Below are 17748 nucleotides of genomic sequence, written 5' to 3'. Positions count from 1 at the left end.
CAGTACGTACGCCCATGGCGGGGCGGTGAGCGCCGATGCCCGGTAGCCGTACGGGACGACCCCCCGTCCAGCGGGCGGTTCGGCGCCCCGTCGCTCCCGGGCCGCCGCGCGACAACGCCGTACGGCGGCTCTACACGCGCCTGCACCGGGCCTGGGACCGGCCGCTGACCGCGTACTACCTGATCCTCGGCGGCAGCCTGCTGATCACCGTGCTCGGTCTGGTGATGGTCTACTCGGCCTCCCAGATCACCGCGCTGCAGATGTCGCTGCCCGGGTCGTACTTCTTCCGCAAGCAGCTGCTGGCCGCCGTGATCGGCGCCGGGCTGCTGTTCGCCGCCTCCCGGATGCCCGTGAAGCTGCACCGGGCGCTCGCCTATCCGATCCTCGCCGGTGCCGTCTTCCTGATGGCTCTGGTGCAGGTGCCCGGGATAGGAGTCGCGGTCAACGGCAACCAGAACTGGATCGCCCTCGGCGGCTCCTTCCAGATCCAGCCCAGCGAGTTCGGCAAGCTCGCGCTGGTGCTGTGGGGCGCCGACCTGATCGCGCGCAAGCAGGACAAGAAGCTGCTGACGCAGTGGAAGCACATGCTCGTGCCGCTCGTGCCGGTCGCCTTCATGCTGCTCGGGCTGATCATGCTCGGCGGCGACATGGGGACGGCGATCATCCTGTCGGCGATCCTGTTCGGCCTGCTGTGGCTGGCGGGGGCGCCGACCCGGCTGTTCGTGGGGGTGCTGTCGGTCGCCGCCGCGATCGGCGTGATCCTCATCAAGAGCAGCGAGAACCGCATGGCCCGCCTGCAGTGCCTCGGCGCCACCGAGCCGCGCAGCGGCCTCGTCGACTGCTGGCAGGCGGTGCACGGCATCTATGCGCTCGCTTCCGGCGGAATCTTCGGCTCCGGACTGGGTGCGAGTATGGAGAAATGGGGGCAACTCCCCGAAGCCCACACGGACTTCATCTTCGCCGTCACCGGTGAGGAACTGGGCTTGGCGGGGACGGTGTCGGTGCTCGCCCTCTTCGCGGCTCTAGGCTATGCGGGTATCCGCGTGGCCGGACGCACGGAGGACCCCTTCGTGAGGTATGCCGCGGGAGGTGTGACCACCTGGATCACCGCGCAAGCCGTGATCAACATCGGTGCGGTGCTTGGCCTGCTGCCGATCGCCGGCGTCCCCCTCCCGCTGTTCTCCTACGGGGGATCCGCCTTGCTGCCGACCATGTTCGCCATCGGGCTGCTGATCGCCTTCGCACGCGACGAGCCCGCTGCGCGGGCAGCGCTTTCTGCGCGGCAACCCCGCTTTGGTAGAAAGCGTGCGGGAGGTGCCGGCCGCGGCCGGGAGCCTCGGAGATGGAACACGATGCGACGGCGTGCCTCGGCGGCGCGCTCGTCCGGAGAGCGGTGAATTTCGGTGCATGTCGTACTCGCCGGCGGGGGGACCGCCGGCCACATCGAGCCCGCGCTCGCCCTCGCGGACGCCCTGCGCAGGCAGGACCCGACCGTGGGGATCACGGCCCTGGGCACGGAGCGGGGCCTGGAGACCACGCTCGTTCCGCAGCGGGGCTATGAGCTCGCGCTGATCCCCGCCGTGCCGCTGCCGCGCAAGCCGACGCCCGAGCTGATCACCGTCCCGGGCCGGCTGCGCGGCACGATCAAGGCGACCGAGCAGATCCTGGAGCGCACGAAGGCGGACTGCGTCGTCGGATTCGGCGGCTATGTCGCCCTGCCCGGCTACCTCGCAGCCAAGCGCCTCGGCGTGCCGATCGTCATCCACGAGGCCAACGCCCGCCCGGGCCTCGCCAACAAGATCGGTTCGCGGTACGCCGCCCAGGTCGCCGTCTCCACCCCGGACAGCAAGCTGCGCAACTCGCGCTACATCGGCATCCCGCTGCGCCGGTCCGTCGCCACCCTCGACCGGGCCGCGGTACGCCCCGAGGCCCGCGCCGCGTTCGGGCTCGACCCGAACCTGCCCACGCTGCTGGTCTCCGGCGGCTCGCAGGGCGCCCGCCGCCTCAACGAGGTCGTCCAGCAGGTCGCGCCCTGGCTCCAGCAGGCCGGCATCCAGATCCTGCACGCGGTCGGCCCGAAGAACGAACTGCCGCAGGTGCAGCAGATGCCGGGGATGCCCCCCTACATCCCGGTAAGTTACCTGGACCGGATGGACCTCGCGTACGCCGCGGCCGACATGATGCTCTGCCGCGCGGGCGCGATGACCGTCGCCGAACTCTCCGCCGTCGGGCTCCCGGCCGCCTACGTCCCGCTGCCCATCGGCAACGGCGAACAGCGGCTGAACGCCCAGCCGGTGGTCAAGGCAGGCGGCGGACTGCTGGTCGACGACGCGGAACTGACGCCCGAGTGGGTGCAGCAGAACGTCCTGCCCGTGCTCGCCGACCCGCACCGGCTGTACGAGATGTCCCGCGCCGCAAGCGAGTTCGGCCGCCGGGACGCCGACGACCTGCTCGTCGGCATGGTGTACGAGGCGATCGCCTCGCACCGCCGCCAGTAACCGTATGACGGAGGGCAGGGAGCGTGGCCGGACAGACGACCGCCGAGCGCGGTGAACGCCAGCAGGAGTCGTCCGACCCGCCCCTCGTCCGGCGGTTGAGGCCGCGGCGCCCCCGCCTTCGTACGATCATCATTCTTGCCATCGTGCTCACGCTTCTCGGCGCGGGCTCGGTGTGGCTGCTGTACGGCTCCAAGTGGCTGCGCGTCGAGCGCGTATCCGTCTCCGGGACCCGGGTCCTGACGCCCGCACAGGTCCTCGAGGCGGCCGACGTTCCCGTCGGGGCGCCGCTGATTTCCGTCGACACCGATGCGATTGAGGCACGGCTGCGTCGGAAATTGCCCCGAATTGACGCGGTTGACGTAGTCCGCTCCTGGCCGCATGGAATCGGCCTGAAAGTGGTGGAGCGTACTCCGGTTCTGATTGTCCAAAGGGGCGGAAAGTTCGTCGAAGTGGACGATGAAGGTGTCCGATTCGCCACGGTTTCTGAGGCCCCGAAAGGCGTTCCCGCACTGGAATTGACGGTGTCCCGGTCGAGCTCCGCCGCCGCGAGCCTGCGCCGCTTCGGAGAGGACCGTCTGGTGCGGGAGGCGGTGCGGGTCGCCGACGCCATTCCGGCCGCCGTCGCGCGTGTCACCCCGGTCGTCAAGGTCCGTTCCTACGACGACATCTCACTGGAGTTGGGCGACGGCCGGACCGTCGCGTGGGGGAGTGGCGAGAACGGTGCCGCGAAGGCTCGCACACTCACCGCTCTCATGAAAGCCTCGCCGGATGCGCGGTACTTCGACGTCAGTGTTCCCACCGCCCCTGCGTCATCAGCGAGTTGACGCACATCTGCGCAGGCCAGCACCCTGGTTGGGCAGCGACATGGCTGATCACATAGGGTGAAAAGAAAAACGGGAGGTTCGGCGTGTTCGTTGAACGTGCGCCACTTGTCGACTTAGTGTCCTGTTCAGAAGACTTCAAGGAACAGACACACTGGTAACCCTAAACTTCAGGGTTAGGGTTCGGGTCGGCGCTACGGACCGTCCCATTCGGCATCAGTCGCCGGGTTTCGCGGAGCACAGCGCTTCCCCGTGATCCGACGACCCGTAACTCGAGGCGAGAGGCCTTCGACGTGGCAGCACCGCAGAACTACCTCGCAGTCATCAAAGTCATCGGTGTCGGCGGCGGTGGTGTCAATGCCATCAACCGGATGATCGAGGTCGGTCTCAAGGGCGTCGAGTTCATCGCCATCAACACCGACGCGCAAGCTCTGTTGATGAGCGACGCCGACGTCAAGCTCGACGTAGGCCGTGAACTCACCCGCGGACTCGGCGCCGGAGCCAACCCGGCCGTCGGCCGCAAGGCCGCCGAGGACCACCGCGAGGAGATCGAAGAGGTCCTCAAGGGGGCCGACATGGTCTTCGTGACGGCCGGTGAAGGCGGCGGCACCGGCACCGGCGGCGCGCCCGTCGTGGCCAACATCGCCCGCAATCTGGGCGCCCTCACCATCGGCGTGGTCACGCGCCCGTTCACCTTCGAGGGACGGCGCCGCGCCAACCAGGCCGAGGACGGCATCGCCGAACTCCGCGAAGAGGTCGACACCCTCATCGTCATCCCGAACGACCGGCTGCTGTCCATCTCGGACCGCCAGGTCTCGGTGCTCGACGCCTTCAAGTCGGCCGACCAGGTCCTGCTCTCCGGTGTCCAGGGCATCACCGACCTCATCACCACGCCGGGTCTGATCAACCTCGACTTCGCCGACGTCAAGTCGGTCATGTCCGAGGCCGGTTCGGCCCTCATGGGCATCGGCTCGGCCCGCGGCGACGACCGCGCGGTGGCCGCGGCCGAGATGGCGATCTCCTCGCCGCTCCTCGAGGCGTCCATCGACGGCGCCCGGGGCGTGCTGCTCTCCATCTCCGGCGGCTCGGACCTCGGCCTGTTCGAGATCAATGAAGCGGCCCAGCTGGTCAGCGAGGCCGCCCACCCCGAGGCCAACATCATCTTCGGCGCGGTCATCGACGACGCCCTCGGCGACGAGGTCCGGGTCACCGTGATCGCGGCAGGCTTCGACGGGGGTCAGCCGCCGGCCCGGCGGGACAACGTCCTCGGCTCGACGTCGTCCTCCTCCTCGACCTCGTCCTCGCCCCGCCGCGAGGAGCCCACTCCGGTACGGCAGACCGAGAGCCGCCCGTCCTTCGGCTCGCTCGGCAGCGTCACGCCGAAGGAGGAGCCCGAGCCCGCCGCACCGGACCCGGTGGCCGACATCCCGGTCTCCCCGCCGGTCCCGCCGTCGCGGACCTACGCCGACAGCGCGGCGGAAGAGCTGGACGTCCCGGACTTCCTTAAGTGATCCTTCTGACGTGATAGCACAGCGCGACATCGTGAGCGGCGCGCACTTCGCCTTCACCGACCGGTGGGGCGGGGTGAGCGCCGCTCCGTATGAGGAGCTCAATCTCGGCGGGGCGGTCGGAGACGACGGCGACGCCGTACTGACCAATCGCGAGCTCGCCGCCAAGTCGCTCGGGCTCGACCCGGGTGAGGTCGTCTGGATGAACCAGGTGCACGGGACGGACGTCGCGGTGGTCGACGGGCCATGGCGTGATCGTCCGGTGCCCGGCGTCGACGCGATCGTCACGGCGCGGCGGGGTCTTGCCCTCGCCGTCCTCACGGCCGACTGCGTGCCGGTCCTGTTGGCCGACCCGGTCGCCGGGGTCGTCGCCGCGGCCCACGCGGGGCGGCCCGGCATGGTCGCCGGGGTCGTCCCGGCAGCGCTACGCGCGATGACGGAACTGGGCGCCGACCCCGCCCGGATCGTCGCCCGCACCGGCCCCGCCGTCTGCGGCCGGTGCTACGAAGTGCCGGAAGCGATGCGCGCCGAGGTGGCCGCCGTGGAGCCGGCGGCGCACGCCGAGACGAGTTGGGGCACGCCGGCGGTCGATGTGGCCGCCGGGGTGCACGCGCAGCTCGCACGGCGCGGCGTGCAGGACCGGGAGCACTCACCGGTGTGCACGCGGGAGTCGGACGACCACTTCTCGTACCGCCGCGACCGCACCACCGGTCGGCTCGCGGGCTATGTGTGGCTGGACTGAATGGACATGACGGACCGTAAGGACGAACTCGCCGCAAACCTGGCGAAGGTGGAGGACCGCATCGCCGCCGCCTGCGCGGCCGCCGGGCGCGGCCGCGAGGAAGTGACCCTGATCGTGGTCACCAAGACCTACCCGGCGAGCGATGTGCGGATCCTGTCGGAACTCGGTGTGCGCCACGTCGCCGAGAACCGTGATCAGGACGCGGCACCGAAGGCCGCCGAATGCTCGGATCTGCCCCTTGCGTGGCATTTTGTCGGCCAGTTGCAGACCAACAAAGTGCGGTCTGTGGTCGGTTACGCGGATCTCGTGCAGTCCGTCGATCGTTCCAAGCTGGTGACGGGCCTGTCGAAGGAGGCCGTACGGCAGGAGCGCGAAGTGGGCTGCCTCATCCAGGTCGCGCTGGACGCGGGGGAGCGCGAGCGGGGCGAGAGGGGTGGTGTGGCGCCCGGCGGTATCGAAGAATTGGCCGACCTCGTCGCGAAGGCTCCGGGGCTGCGGCTCGACGGACTCATGACCGTCGCCCCGCTCACCGGGGAGTACGCGGGGCTCCAACAGGCGGCGTTCGAGCGGTTGATGGATTTGTCGACCGACCTGCGCCGGGCCCATCCGGCTGCGAACATGGTGTCGGCAGGGATGAGTGCGGATCTCGAAGAGGCCGTGGCGGCCGGTGCGACACATGTACGCGTCGGCACTGCGGTACTCGGAGTCCGCCCCAGGCTCGGGTAACGTCGCCAGGAAGTCGGACCACAGCAGAAAATATGGTCAATGTCGCCGGAAGGCGGGCGTAACGACCGCGTGGATCGCGGGCACTTGGCAGTCGATCCACCACAGAGCGGAGGACTCAGAGCATGGCCGGCGCGATGCGCAAGATGGCGGTCTACCTCGGCCTCGTGGAGGACGATGGGTACGACGGCCGGGGGTTCGACCCCGACGACGACTTCGAGCCCGAACTGGACCCGGAGCCCGAGCGGGACCACCGACGGCACGAGCCGTCGCACCAGTCGCACAGTGCACATCAGTCCCAAAGGGACGAAGAGGTGCGAATCGTACAGCCGCCCGCGCCGCGTGAACCCGTGGCCCGATCAACTTCGCTACCCGCGGAATCCGGCCGTCCGGCGCGTATCGCGCCCGTGGCGTCCATCACACAAGAACGCGCAAGCCTGGAGAAGAACGCACCGGTGATCATGCCCAAGGTCGTATCGGAACGAGAGCCTTACCGGATCACCACGCTTCACCCGCGGACCTACAACGAGGCCCGTACCATCGGGGAACACTTCCGTGAAGGCACCCCGGTGATCATGAATCTGACTGAGATGGATGACACAGACGCCAAGCGACTTGTCGACTTTGCGGCCGGTTTGGTGTTTGGTCTTCACGGCAGCATCGAGCGGGTGACGCAGAAGGTGTTCCTGTTGTCGCCTGCTAACGTCGATGTCACGGCGGAGGACAAGGCCCGTATCGCAGAGGGCGGGTTCTTCAACCAGAGCTGAGACGCACCACCGGGAACAACCGCACGGAACAGGGAACAGGGGAGAGGGAAGCACCAGTCATGAGCGTGGTCTTGCAGGTTCTTTACATCGCGCTGATGGTCTTCCTCATCGTGCTCATCTTCCGGTTGGTCATGGACTACGTCTTCCAGTTCGCCCGCTCGTGGCAACCCGGCAAGGCGATGGTGGTCGTTCTGGAGGCCACCTACACTGTCACTGATCCACCGCTCAAGCTTCTGCGGCGGGTCATCCCGCCGCTGCGTCTCGGGGGCGTGGCGCTCGACCTGTCCTTCTTCGTTCTGATGATCATCGTCTACATCCTGATCACGCTCGTGCGGAGCGCGATGTGAGCGATGTGACAGATACGGTCTTGCCGACTGCCGACCACTACGTTGAGGTGAAGAGATGCCGTTGACCCCCGAGGACGTGCGGAACAAGCAGTTCACGACCGTCCGCCTCCGAGAAGGCTATGACGAGGACGAGGTCGATGCCTTCCTCGATGAGGTCGAAGCCGAACTGACGCGCCTGCTCCGCGAGAACGAGGACCTGCGCGCCAAGCTGGCCGCGGCCACGCGCGCTGCTGCTCAGAACCAGCAGAACATGCGCAAGCCCCCGGAGGGTCCCGGCGGCCCGCAGGACCAGCAGCAGGGCGGCATGCCTCAGCAGGGCATGCGCGGTCCCGGCGCTCCTGTACCCGCCGGCATATCGGGCCCGCCGCAGCAGCAGATGGGTGGCCCCATGGGAGGCCCGCCCCAGCTGCCCAGCGGTGCTCCGCAGCTGCCCGCCGGTCCCGGCGGTCAGGGTGGCCCGCAGGGTCCCGGTCCGATGGGCCAGGGTCCGGGGCCGATGGGCCAGCCCCCGATGCAGCAGCAGATGGGTGGCCCGATGGGCGGTCCTATGGGTGGCCCCGGCCCCATGGGCGGCCCGGGTCAGGGTGGCCCCGGTGGCGACAGCGCCGCCCGTGTCCTCTCGCTGGCCCAGCAGACCGCCGACCAGGCGATCGCCGAAGCTCGTTCCGAGGCCAACAAGATCGTCGGCGAGGCGCGTTCGCGTGCCGAGGGTCTCGAGCGTGACGCCCGTGCCAAGGCTGACGCCCTGGAGCGGGACGCGCAGGAGAAGCACCGCGTCGCGATGGGCTCCCTGGAGTCCGCCCGCGCCACGCTGGAGCGCAAGGTCGAGGACCTGCGCGGCTTCGAGCGCGAGTACCGCACGCGGCTGAAGTCCTACCTCGAGTCCCAGCTGCGCCAGCTGGAGACCCAGTCGGACGACTCGCTCGCCCCTCCGCGCACCCCGGCCGCGGCGTCCCTCCCGCCGTCCCCGGCGCCTTCCATGGCACCGGCCGGCGCGAGTGCCCCGTCCTACGGCGGCAACCAGACGATGGGCGGCGCCCCGTCTCCGGCTGCTCCGTCCTACGGCGGTCAGCAGCAGATGTCCCCGGCGATGACCCAGCCCATGGCTCCGGTCCGGCCGCAGGGTCCCGGTCCGATGGGCCAGGCTCCGTCGCCTATGCGCGGGTTCCTCATCGACGAGGACGACAACTGACGGTTGGTAGTACGCCGTAGGCGTCGGCAGCGTTCAGGGCGGGGCCCCGGATTTCGATCCGGGGCCCCGCCCTTTTGCTACGCGTGTTCACGGAGTTTGCGGCGTTTGTTCGGGGGTCGGGTGCGGTGTCCGACGTACACAACGCCGAAGGCCCGGGACCACCAAGATTCTTTGGCGGTCCCGGGCCTTCGGATGTTCGGCCGAGCCTCGCTACGCCTTGCGCAGGCGGAACGTCAGGGTCAGGCCCTCGTCCGTGAACGGGGAGCCGTAGGTGTCGTCCGCGTCGCCCTGGGCGAAGTCCGTCGCCAGGACCTCGTCGGCGATGAGTTCGGCATGCTCGCCCAGCGCCGCGACCGTCGCCGTGTCCGTCGCCGTCCAGCGCAGGGCGATGCGGTCGGCCACGTCCAGGCCGCTGTTCTTGCGGGCCTCCTGGATCAGGCGGATCGCGTCACGGGCCAGGCCCGCGCGGCGCAGCTCCTCCGTGATCTCCAGGTCCAGCGCGACCGTCGCACCCGAGTCGGACGCCACCGACCAGCCCTCGCGCGGGGTCTCCGTGATGATCACCTCGTCCGGAGCGAGAGTGACCGTCTCGCCGTCGACCTCGACCGACGCCGTGCCCTCGCGCAGGGCCAGGGACAGCGCGGCCGCGTCCGCGTTCGCGACGGCCTTCGCCACATCCTGGACACGCTTGCCGAACCGCTTGCCCAGGGCGCGGAAGTTGGCCTTGGCGGTGGTGTCGACCAGGCTGCCGCCCACCTCGGACAGCGACGCCAGGGACTCGACGTTCAGCTCCTCCGTGATCTGCGCGTGCAGCTCGGGGTTGAGCGCCTCGAAGCCGGTCGCGGCCACCAGCGCGCGCCGCAGTGGCTGACGGGTCTTCACGCCCGACTCCGCGCGCGTGGCGCGGCCCAGCTCGACCAGCCTGCGGACCAGGACCATCTGCTTCGACAGCTCCGGGTCGATCGCCGACAGGTCCGCCTCAGGCCAGGACGACAGGTGGACCGACTCCGGGGCGCCCGGGGTGACCGGCGCGACCAGGTCCTGCCAGACCCGCTCGGTGATGAACGGGGTCAGCGGGGCCATCAGCTTCGTGACCGTCTCGACGACCTCGTGCAGCGTGCGCAGCGCGGCCTTGTCGCCCTGCCAGAAGCGGCGACGGGAGCGGCGGACGTACCAGTTCGACAGGTCGTCGACGAACGCCGAGAGCAGCTTGCCGGCGCGCTGGGTGTCGTACGCCTCCAGGGACTGGGTCACCTGGTCGGTCAGCGCGTGCAGTTCGGACAGCAGCCAGCGGTCCAGGACCGGGCGGTCGGCCGGGGCCGGGTCGGCCTCGGACGGCGCCCAGTTCGACGTACGGGCGTACAGGGCCTGGAAGGCGACCGTGTTCCAGTAGGTGAGGAGGGTCTTGCGCACCACCTCCTGGATCGTGCCGTGGCCCACGCGGCGTGCCGCCCACGGGGAGCCGCCGGCCGCCATGAACCAGCGCACCGCGTCCGCGCCGTGCCGGTCCATCAACGGGATCGGCTCCAGGGTGTTGCCCAGGTGCTTGGACATCTTGCGGCCGTCCTCGGCGAGGATGTGGCCGAGGCACACGACGTTCTCGTACGACGACTTGTCGAAGACCAGCGTGCCGACCGCCATCAGTGTGTAGAACCAGCCGCGGGTCTGGTCGATGGCCTCGCTGATGAACTGCGCCGGGTAGCGGCTCTCGAAGAGCTCCTTGTTCTTGTGCGGGTAGCCCCACTGCGCGAACGGCATCGAGCCCGAGTCGTACCAGGCGTCGATGACCTCGGGCACGCGCGTGGCCGTCTTCTCGCACTGGGGGCACGCGAAGGTGATGTCGTCGATGTACGGGCGGTGCGGGTCCAGGTTCGACTGGTCGGTGCCGGTCAGCTCGGTGAGCTGCGCGCGGGAGCCGACGCAGGTGAGGTGGTCGTCCTCGCAGCGCCAGATCGGCAGCGGGGTGCCCCAGTAGCGGTTGCGGGACAGCGCCCAGTCGATGTTGTTCTGCAGCCAGTCGCCGAAGCGGCCGTGCTTCACCGTCTCCGGGAACCAGTTGGTCTTCTCGTTCTCCTGGAGGAGGCGGTCCTTGACGGCGGTGGTGCGGATGTACCAGGACGGCTGCGCGTAGTAGAGGAGCGCGGTGTGGCAGCGCCAGCAGTGCGGGTAGCTGTGCTCGTACGGGATGTGCCTGAAGAGCAGACCGCGCTGCTGGAGGTTCTCGGTGAGCTTTTCGTCCGCCTTCTTGAAGAAGACGCCGCCGACCAGGGGGACGTCCTCGGCGAAGGTGCCGTCCGGGCGGACGGGGTTCACGACGGGCAGGCCGTACGCGCGACAGACCTTGAGGTCGTCCTCACCGAAGGCGGGGGACTGGTGGACCAGACCCGTACCGTCCTCGGTCGTGACGTACTCGGCGTTCACCACGTAGTGGGCGGGCGCCGGGAACTCGACCAGCTCGAACGGGCGCTGATACGTCCAGCGCTCCATCTCGGCGCCGGTGAAGGTCTGGCCGGTGGTCTCCCAGCCCTCGCCGAGGGCCTTGGCGAGGAGCGGCTCGGCGACGACGAGTTTCTCTGTGCCTTCTGGGCCCTTCGTCGCGACGACGTAGGTGACCTCGGGGTGCGCGGCCACGGCCGTGTTGGAGACGAGGGTCCAGGGCGTCGTCGTCCACACCAGGAGTGCGGCCTCGCCGGCGAGCGGACCGGAGGTGAGCGGGAAGCGGACGTACACCGAGGGGTCGACGACCGTCTCGTAGCCCTGCGCCAGCTCGTGGTCGGACAGGCCGGTGCCGCAGCGCGGGCACCAGGGGGCGACGCGGTGGTCCTGGACCAGCAGGTCCTTGTCGAAGATCTCCTTGAGCGACCACCAGACGGACTCGATGTACTCGGGGTCCATCGTGACGTACGCCTCGTCGAGGTCGACCCAGTAGCCCATGCGGGTCGTCAGCTGGGAGAAGGCGTCGGTGTGGCGCAGCACGGACTCACGGCACTTGGCGTTGAACTCGGCGATGCCGTACGCCTCGATGTCCTTCTTGCCGCTGAAGCCGAGCTCCTTCTCGACCGCCAGCTCCACCGGGAGGCCGTGGCAGTCCCAGCCGGCCTTGCGGGCGACGTGGTAGCCGCGCATGGTGCGGAAGCGGGGGAAGACGTCCTTGAAGACGCGGGCCTCGATGTGGTGGGCGCCGGGCATGCCGTTGGCGGTGGGCGGGCCCTCGTAGAACACCCACTCGGGGCGGCCCTCGGACTGCTCCAGGCTCTTGGCGAAGATCTTCTGCTCGCGCCAGAAGTCGAGCACGGCGTGCTCTAGCGCGGGCAGGTCTACCTGGGCGGGTACCTGGCGGTACGTCGGCGTTGTCATCAGCGAGCTTCCTCCGGCGGACTTGCTGCCTTCCGTCCGGAGGGACGAGAGCTGTGTCTTTCCGTACGCCGGTTTCGGCGCGCTCCCGCGGTACCACCCTCCTTGGCCCTCCGACGCATGGTGTGCCTCGGTGAGCCCCCTCATTGGGGTCGCGATGCCGGTTCTACCGGCCGCTGCTGTTCGGCTGCGGCTTTCTTCCGGCGGCTCCGGGGTGATCTTCGCGTCGCGCTCGCCCCCGGGCTTCCACCGTCCCCGGGTCGCTCTGGGCTGCGTACGTCGCTACTCGTCCCCATCCACGCTTTTCGCTCCGCCCAGTGTACGGCGCCGCGCCGACAGCGGCCGACCGGATTTTCGGGGCGCGGGGGCGGGGGTGCCGTACCGGCCGGGATGACTCGAATGGATCGGTACGCGTGTTCGGATTCTGGGACGGTCGGCTCGATTGCATACCCGGCGGGGAGCTGGGCACAACGCATGCAGGTCTGCCGCGCGGCATGCGCGAGGCGGGCGAATCGGGCGGTGTGCCCCGTTGCCGCGGGACTCAAGTCGATTTATCGTCCCAGCACGATTCGCGAGCAAGATCACAATATGTGAAGGGGCCGCGGCATGGTGGCGAAGAAGACCGCCGTACAGCAGTCGGCGTCGGGCAGATCCACACATGCGAGTGCCTCCGGCGGCACGGGCGCCTCTGGCGGTGCCGGTGTCTCCGGTGCGGCCAATGCCTCCGGCGGTACGGCCAAGGATGTGGGCGGGAAGAAGAGCGCGCGGGGAAGTGCCACGGGGGCACAGGGAGGTTCTGCCGCGGGGGTGCCGGGCGGGAAGCCGGTGAAGAGGGTGCGGGGGCCTGTCGGGGGCGAGGCGGAGGAGACGGCCGAGAAGAAGGCGGGTTCTAAAGCGGCCGCCAGGAAGGCTGCCAGAAAGAAAGGCGCGACCGCGAAAGCCACGGCTGAGAAGGCCACGGCTGAGAAAGCCACGGCCGAGAAGGGCACGGCCAAGAAGGCGGTGTCCAAGAAGGCCCTGTCCGGGGGCAAGGGAGCCAAGGGCGCCAAGGCTACGGCGGCCCAAGAGGCGGCGGTGGAAAAGGCGGGCGCGAAGAAGGCGGCGCCCAAGGAAAGCGCGGCCAAGAAGACGGCGCCGAAGGAAAGCGCGGCCAAGAGGGCCGTGGCCAAGGAAGGTGCGGCCAAGAAGGTGGCCGTGAAGGTGGCCGTCGGGAAGGAATCAGCGGGGAAGGAAACGGCCGGAGAGAAGGCGGCCGGGGAGAAGGGCGTCGGTGTGGGGGAGGGCGGTGCTGTGGCGAAGGGCGTCTCCGAGACGGGCGCTGCCAAGAGGAGCGCGCCCAGGACGGGCAGCACGTCCGGGACGAGCACCACGTCCAAGAGGGCCGCGGCCGGGAAGAAGGCGGTTGCGGAGCGGGCGGCTGGGAAGAGTGTGGTCGCCGAGAGCAGGGCCAAGAAGGTGGGCGCGGCGCAGGCCGCGGAGCAGACGGGAGCCACGACGGTGGTTGCGAAGAAGACTCCTGGCACGGCCACGGCGGCCAAGACCGCCCTTCCCAAGGCACGCATCTCCGCGGCGGTGGAGCCCGGCGAGCTCGCGGTGCGCCCCGGTGAGGACCCCTGGACCCCGGAGGAGGTGGAGGAGGCCCGAGCCGAGCTGATGGGCGAGGTGATGCGGCTGCGCGACGAGCTCACGTCGTCCGAGCAGTCCCTGGTCGGCCTGATGCGGGACTCCGGGGACGGGGCCGGCGACGACCAGGCGGACACCGGCGCCAAGAACATCACGCGCGAGCACGAACTGGCGCTCGCCGCCAACGCGCGCGAGATGCTCACGCAGACCGAGCGGGCCCTGGAGCGGCTCGACGCGGGCACCTACGGCCTGTGCGAGAACTGCGGCAACCCGATCGGCAAGGCGCGCATGCAGGCCTTCCCGCGCGCGACCCTGTGCGTGGAGTGCAAACAGAAGCAAGAACGCCGGTACTGACCGGTATCCGGGTGCCGCCGGACGTGTCGTACTCTCGTCCTCAGTCAGGTACCTAGGTTGAAGGACTCACGTGGCAGAGGCGGAGCGCATCATCGGTACGCCGGATACCCCAGAGGCGGCGGGAGCCGAGCCGGAGCAGTCCGACGAGAACGCGAAGGAAGCCGCGGCCGAGCGGCCCCGGGGCGGGCGCCGTATCGCCGTGCTGTTCGGGGTTGCCGCCTTCGCCTACGCCCTCGACCTGGTCAGCAAGATGATCGTGGTCGCCAAGCTGGAGCACCACCCGCCGATCGAGATCATCGGGGACTGGCTGAAGTTCGAGGCGATCCGCAACGCGGGCGCGGCCTTCGGTTTCGGCGAGGCCTTCACCGTGATCTTCACGGTGATCGCGGCGGCCGTCATCGTGGTGATCGCCCGGCTCGCCCGCAAGCTGTACAGCCTGCCCTGGGCGATCGCGCTCGGCATGCTGCTCGGCGGTGCGCTCGGCAACCTCACCGACCGGATCTTCCGCTCGCCGGGCGTCTTCGAGGGCGCGGTCGTGGACTTCATCGCGCCCAAGCACTTCGCCGTGTTCAACCTGGCCGACTCGGCGATCGTGTGCGGCGGCATCCTCATCGTGCTGCTGTCGTTCAAGGGACTGGACCCGGACGGGACCGTCCACAAGGACTGATCGCGCGTTCGGGACTGTCTCACCCGTCCGGCATACTCGTCGGGTGAGCACGATTCCCGAGATCCGTACCCTGCCCGTGCCCGACGGCCTGGAGGGCGAGCGCGTCGACGCCGCCATCTCCCGCATGTTCGGCTTCTCCCGGACCAAGGCGGCCGAGCTCGCCGCCGCGGGGAAGGTCACGGTCGACGGATCGGTGGTCGGTAAGTCGGAGCGCGTGCACGGTGGCGCCTGGCTCGAAGTGGAGATGCCGCAGGCGCCCGCGCCGGTGCAGGTCGTCGCCGAGCCGGTCGAGGGCATGGAGATCGTGCACGACGACGATGACGTGGTCGTGATCGTGAAGCCGGTCGGTGTGGCCGCGCACCCGTCGCCGGGCTGGAGCGGTCCGACGGTCATCGGCGGGCTGGCCGCGGCCGGCTATCGCATCTCCACGTCCGGTGCCGCCGAGCGCCAGGGCATCGTGCACCGGCTCGACGTGGGCACGTCCGGGCTGATGGCCGTCGCCAAGTCCGAGTACGCGTACACGTCGCTCAAGCGCCAGTTCAAGGAGCGCACGGTCGACAAGCGGTACCACACGCTCGTCCAGGGCCACCCCGACCCGACCAGCGGCACCATCGACGCGCCCATCGGCCGCCACCCCAACCACGACTACAAGTGGGCGGTCACGGCCGACGGCAAGCCGTCCGTCACGCACTACGACCTCATCGAGGCGTTCCGCGCGGCCTCCCTGCTCGATGTGAAGCTGGAGACGGGCCGCACCCACCAGATCCGCGTCCACATGGCCGCCCACCGGCACCCCTGCGTCGGCGACCTGACGTACGGCGCCGACCCGACGCTCGCCAAGCGGCTCCACCTGACCCGCCAGTGGCTGCACGCCGTACGCCTCGGCTTCGAGCACCCCGGGGACGGGCAGTGGGTGGAGTTCGCGTGCGACTACCCGGCCGACCTGCAGAAGGCTCTGGACCAGGTCCGCGAGGAGACGTACGCGTGAGTTCGCCGTCGTCGGCGCCGGCCACGTCGTATGCGGTGCGGGTCGCCGAGGACCCTGCCGACCGTGAGATGTGCTTCGCGGTGCGCAAGGAGGTCTTCGTCGGGGAGCAGGGCGTTCCCGAGGACCTGGAGTACGACGCGTACGACACCGTCGCCGTGCATGTGCTGGCCGTGCGGGCGGACGGGGTGCCGCTCGGCACCGGGCGCCTGCTGCACGGGGAGGCGGCCGCGGCGAAGGTCGACGGTGACCCGTCGGTCGGGTCGCTGGGGCGGCTCGCGGTGACCAAGGCGGCGCGTGGGCTCGGCGTCGGCGCCGCGCTGGTGCGGGCCCTCGAGGAGGCGGCACGCGCGCGTGGGCTCGCGGCCGTGGATCTGCACGCGCAGACGCATGCGCTGGGGTTCTACGAGCGGCTGGGGTACGTGGCGTACGGGCCGGAGTTCCCCGACGCGGGGATACCGCACCGGGCGATGCGGCGCGTTCTGTAGCCGCGGGGCCCGTATGCGCTGGTGAGAACGGCGGCCTGGCAGGCTTGAGGTCTGCCTTGCGGACGTCGATGTCACCGGAGCGCTAGCCGTGGATCAGTTGGCCCTGTTGTTCGTGCTGTTGCTCGGGGCCGTGGTGAGTGTCCCGGTGGGGGACCGGGTCGGGTTGCCGGCGCCGGTGCTGATGACGCTGCTCGGGATCGTGCTCGCGCTGCTCGACTTCGTGCCCAATGTCGACATTCCACCCGACCTGATCCTGCCGCTGCTGTTGCCGCCTTTGCTGTACGCCGCCGTACGGCGGACCTCGTGGCGGCAGTTCGCGGCGAACGTACGGCCCATCCTTCTGCTGGCCGTGGCGCTGGTGTTCGTCACCACGGTGTGCGTGGCCGCGGTGGCCCACGCGATCGTGCCGGGGCTGCCGCTCGCCGCCGCCGTGGCGCTGGGCGCGCTCGTCGCGCCGCCCGATCCGGTCGCGGCGACCGCCGTCGCCGGGCAACTCGGGCTGCCACGGCGGCTGGTGTCCATCCTGGAGGGCGAGGGGCTCTTCAACGACGTGACGGCCATCGTGCTGTACCACGTGGCGATCGCGGCGGCCGTGAGCGGCAGCTTCTCGCCGTGGGAAGCCGGACTGGATCTGGTGCTCTCCGCCGTGGTGGCGCTGGCCATCGGACTCGCCCTGGGCTGGGGCGCCAACAAGCTGATGGATCTGCTGGGGGACCCGACCCTGCAGATCGGGCTCACGCTGCTCGTGCCGTACGCCTCGTACGTGCTGGCCGAGGAACTCCACGGCTCCGGCGTGCTCGCCGTGCTCGTCACCGCCCTGTTCCTCGCCGAGTACGCCACCGACGCCGACGACGTGATGACGCGGCTCGCCGGGCACACCTTCTGGGACATCGTCGACACGCTGGTCACCGGCGTCGCGTTCGGGCTGATCGGGCTCGAACTGCACATCGCGGTGCGGACCGCGTCCGGGCGCTGGGCCGAGATGCTCGGCTGGGCGGCCGCGGTGGTCGGCGTCGTCGTCATCGTGCGTCTGCTGTGGTTGCTGCCGGCCACCTGGCTCACCAAGCGGATGCACGCGAAACGGGACTACGACGAGGAGATCCCGGTCAGCTGGCGCGAGACCATCGTGATGTGGTGGTCGGGGATGCGGGGCGTCGCCTCGGTCGCCCTGGCGCTGGCCGTTCCGCTGGAGACGGATGCGGGCGCCGCCTTTCCCGACCGGGACGAGATCGTGTTCATCGCGTTCGGGGTGATCATGGCGACGTTGGTGCTGCAGGGACTGACCCTGCCGTGGCTGGTGAAGCGGCTCGGGGTGCGTGCCGACAGCGAGCGGGAGAAGGAGTTCGAGAAGCAGCTGGCGGTGCGGGCCGCCAAGGCGGCGAAGCGGAGGCTGAGGGAGATCGAGGCCGTCGAGGACCTGCCGGAGGAGCTGTCCGAGCAGATGCTGCGGCGGGCGTTCGAGATCGGGGTGCGGATCAGCCCGGACATGGGGGAGGAGGAGCGCAGGGAGGCCCATCAGCAGCGGGTGCGGCGGCTCAAGCGGGTGCGGCGGATCCAGGGCGAGCTGCTGAGTGCGGCGCGGCACGAGGTGCTGGCGGCGCGCAGTGAGCCGGGGGCCGATCCCGAGGTGGTGGACCGGGTGCTGCGGCATTTGGACGTGCGCAGTCTGCGGTGATCTT

General features: G+C 69.8%; 15 protein-coding genes. 14 read left to right on the top strand and 1 reads right to left on the bottom strand.

Translation table 11 applies throughout. The features are described 5' to 3' along the window. Positions 1-35: 35 nt before the first annotated feature. The 9 genes from ftsW to PBV52_RS11835 all read left to right on the top strand — a co-directional run bounded on the left by ftsW (position 36) and on the right by PBV52_RS11835 (position 8598). Entirely contained in the window at positions 36-1397 is a 1362-nt protein-coding gene (gene ftsW, locus PBV52_RS11875) for a putative lipid II flippase FtsW (RefSeq protein ID WP_274238293.1), read from the top strand. Positions 1398-1403: 6 nt separating this feature from the next. Beyond that, positions 1404-2498 (top strand): undecaprenyldiphospho-muramoylpentapeptide beta-N-acetylglucosaminyltransferase, encoded by a 1095-nt coding sequence (gene murG / locus PBV52_RS11870; RefSeq protein WP_274238291.1) that lies wholly within the window; start codon positions 1404-1406, stop codon positions 2496-2498. A 23-nt stretch (positions 2499-2521) separates the two neighbouring features. Next, a complete protein-coding gene (locus PBV52_RS11865) occupies positions 2522-3322 on the top strand; it encodes a cell division protein FtsQ/DivIB (protein ID WP_274238289.1) in 801 nt (266 codons plus the stop codon). Between the two features lie 290 nt (positions 3323-3612). Continuing rightward, positions 3613-4830: a cell division protein FtsZ gene (ftsZ, locus tag PBV52_RS11860; protein ID WP_274238288.1), complete on the top strand. Its 1218-nt coding sequence runs from the start codon at positions 3613-3615 to the stop codon at positions 4828-4830. Between the two features lie 10 nt (positions 4831-4840). Further along, a complete protein-coding gene (pgeF, locus tag PBV52_RS11855; protein WP_274238287.1) occupies positions 4841-5569 on the top strand; it encodes a peptidoglycan editing factor PgeF in 729 nt (242 codons plus the stop codon). A 6-nt stretch (positions 5570-5575) separates the two neighbouring features. Further along, positions 5576-6295, top strand: coding sequence for a YggS family pyridoxal phosphate-dependent enzyme (locus PBV52_RS11850; protein ID WP_274238286.1), 720 nt, complete (start codon positions 5576-5578; stop codon positions 6293-6295). 122 nt (positions 6296-6417) lie between these two features. Next, positions 6418-7059 carry a cell division protein SepF gene (locus tag PBV52_RS11845; protein WP_030049252.1) on the top strand — a complete coding sequence of 214 codons (642 nt, stop codon included), beginning with the start codon at positions 6418-6420 and terminating at the stop codon, positions 7057-7059. Between the two features lie 59 nt (positions 7060-7118). Continuing rightward, entirely contained in the window at positions 7119-7406 is a 288-nt protein-coding gene (locus PBV52_RS11840; protein ID WP_004001943.1) for a YggT family protein, read from the top strand. Between the two features lie 55 nt (positions 7407-7461). Further along, the gene (locus tag PBV52_RS11835; RefSeq protein WP_274238285.1) at positions 7462-8598 is read left to right on the top strand and encodes a DivIVA domain-containing protein; all 1137 of its coding nucleotides are present in this window, start codon (positions 7462-7464) and stop codon (positions 8596-8598) included. A 210-nt stretch (positions 8599-8808) separates the two neighbouring features. Here the strand turns inward: PBV52_RS11835 and ileS are convergent, their stop codons facing one another. Next, complete coding sequence (ileS, locus tag PBV52_RS11830) at positions 8809-11955, bottom strand: isoleucine--tRNA ligase (RefSeq protein WP_274238284.1); 3147 nt, start codon at positions 11953-11955, stop codon at positions 8809-8811. A gap of 603 nt (positions 11956-12558) precedes the next feature. Between ileS and PBV52_RS11825 the strand changes: the two genes are divergently transcribed. The 5 genes from PBV52_RS11825 (at position 12559) to PBV52_RS11805 (ending at position 17744) form a co-directional block, all read left to right on the top strand. Continuing rightward, positions 12559-13929, top strand: coding sequence for a TraR/DksA C4-type zinc finger protein (locus PBV52_RS11825; RefSeq protein ID WP_274238283.1), 1371 nt, complete (start codon positions 12559-12561; stop codon positions 13927-13929). 70 nt (positions 13930-13999) lie between these two features. After that, complete coding sequence (gene lspA / locus PBV52_RS11820) at positions 14000-14596, top strand: signal peptidase II (RefSeq protein ID WP_274238282.1); 597 nt, start codon at positions 14000-14002, stop codon at positions 14594-14596. 43 nt (positions 14597-14639) lie between these two features. Beyond that, positions 14640-15584, top strand: a complete 945-nt coding sequence (locus PBV52_RS11815; protein WP_274238281.1) for an RluA family pseudouridine synthase — start codon at positions 14640-14642, stop codon at positions 15582-15584. Positions 15585-15652: 68 nt separating this feature from the next. Continuing rightward, complete coding sequence (locus tag PBV52_RS11810; protein WP_274249359.1) at positions 15653-16069, top strand: GNAT family N-acetyltransferase; 417 nt, start codon at positions 15653-15655, stop codon at positions 16067-16069. A gap of 88 nt (positions 16070-16157) precedes the next feature. Further along, positions 16158-17744 carry a Na+/H+ antiporter gene (locus tag PBV52_RS11805; RefSeq protein WP_274238280.1) on the top strand — a complete coding sequence of 529 codons (1587 nt, stop codon included), beginning with the start codon at positions 16158-16160 and terminating at the stop codon, positions 17742-17744. Positions 17745-17748: the final 4 nt, after the last annotated feature.

Source organism: Streptomyces sp. T12, from assembly GCF_028736035.1.
GTDB lineage: Bacteria > Actinomycetota > Actinomycetes > Streptomycetales > Streptomycetaceae > Streptomyces.
The sequence above is the reverse complement of the archived record's forward strand: the minus strand, read 5'-3'. Positions and strand labels throughout refer to the sequence as shown.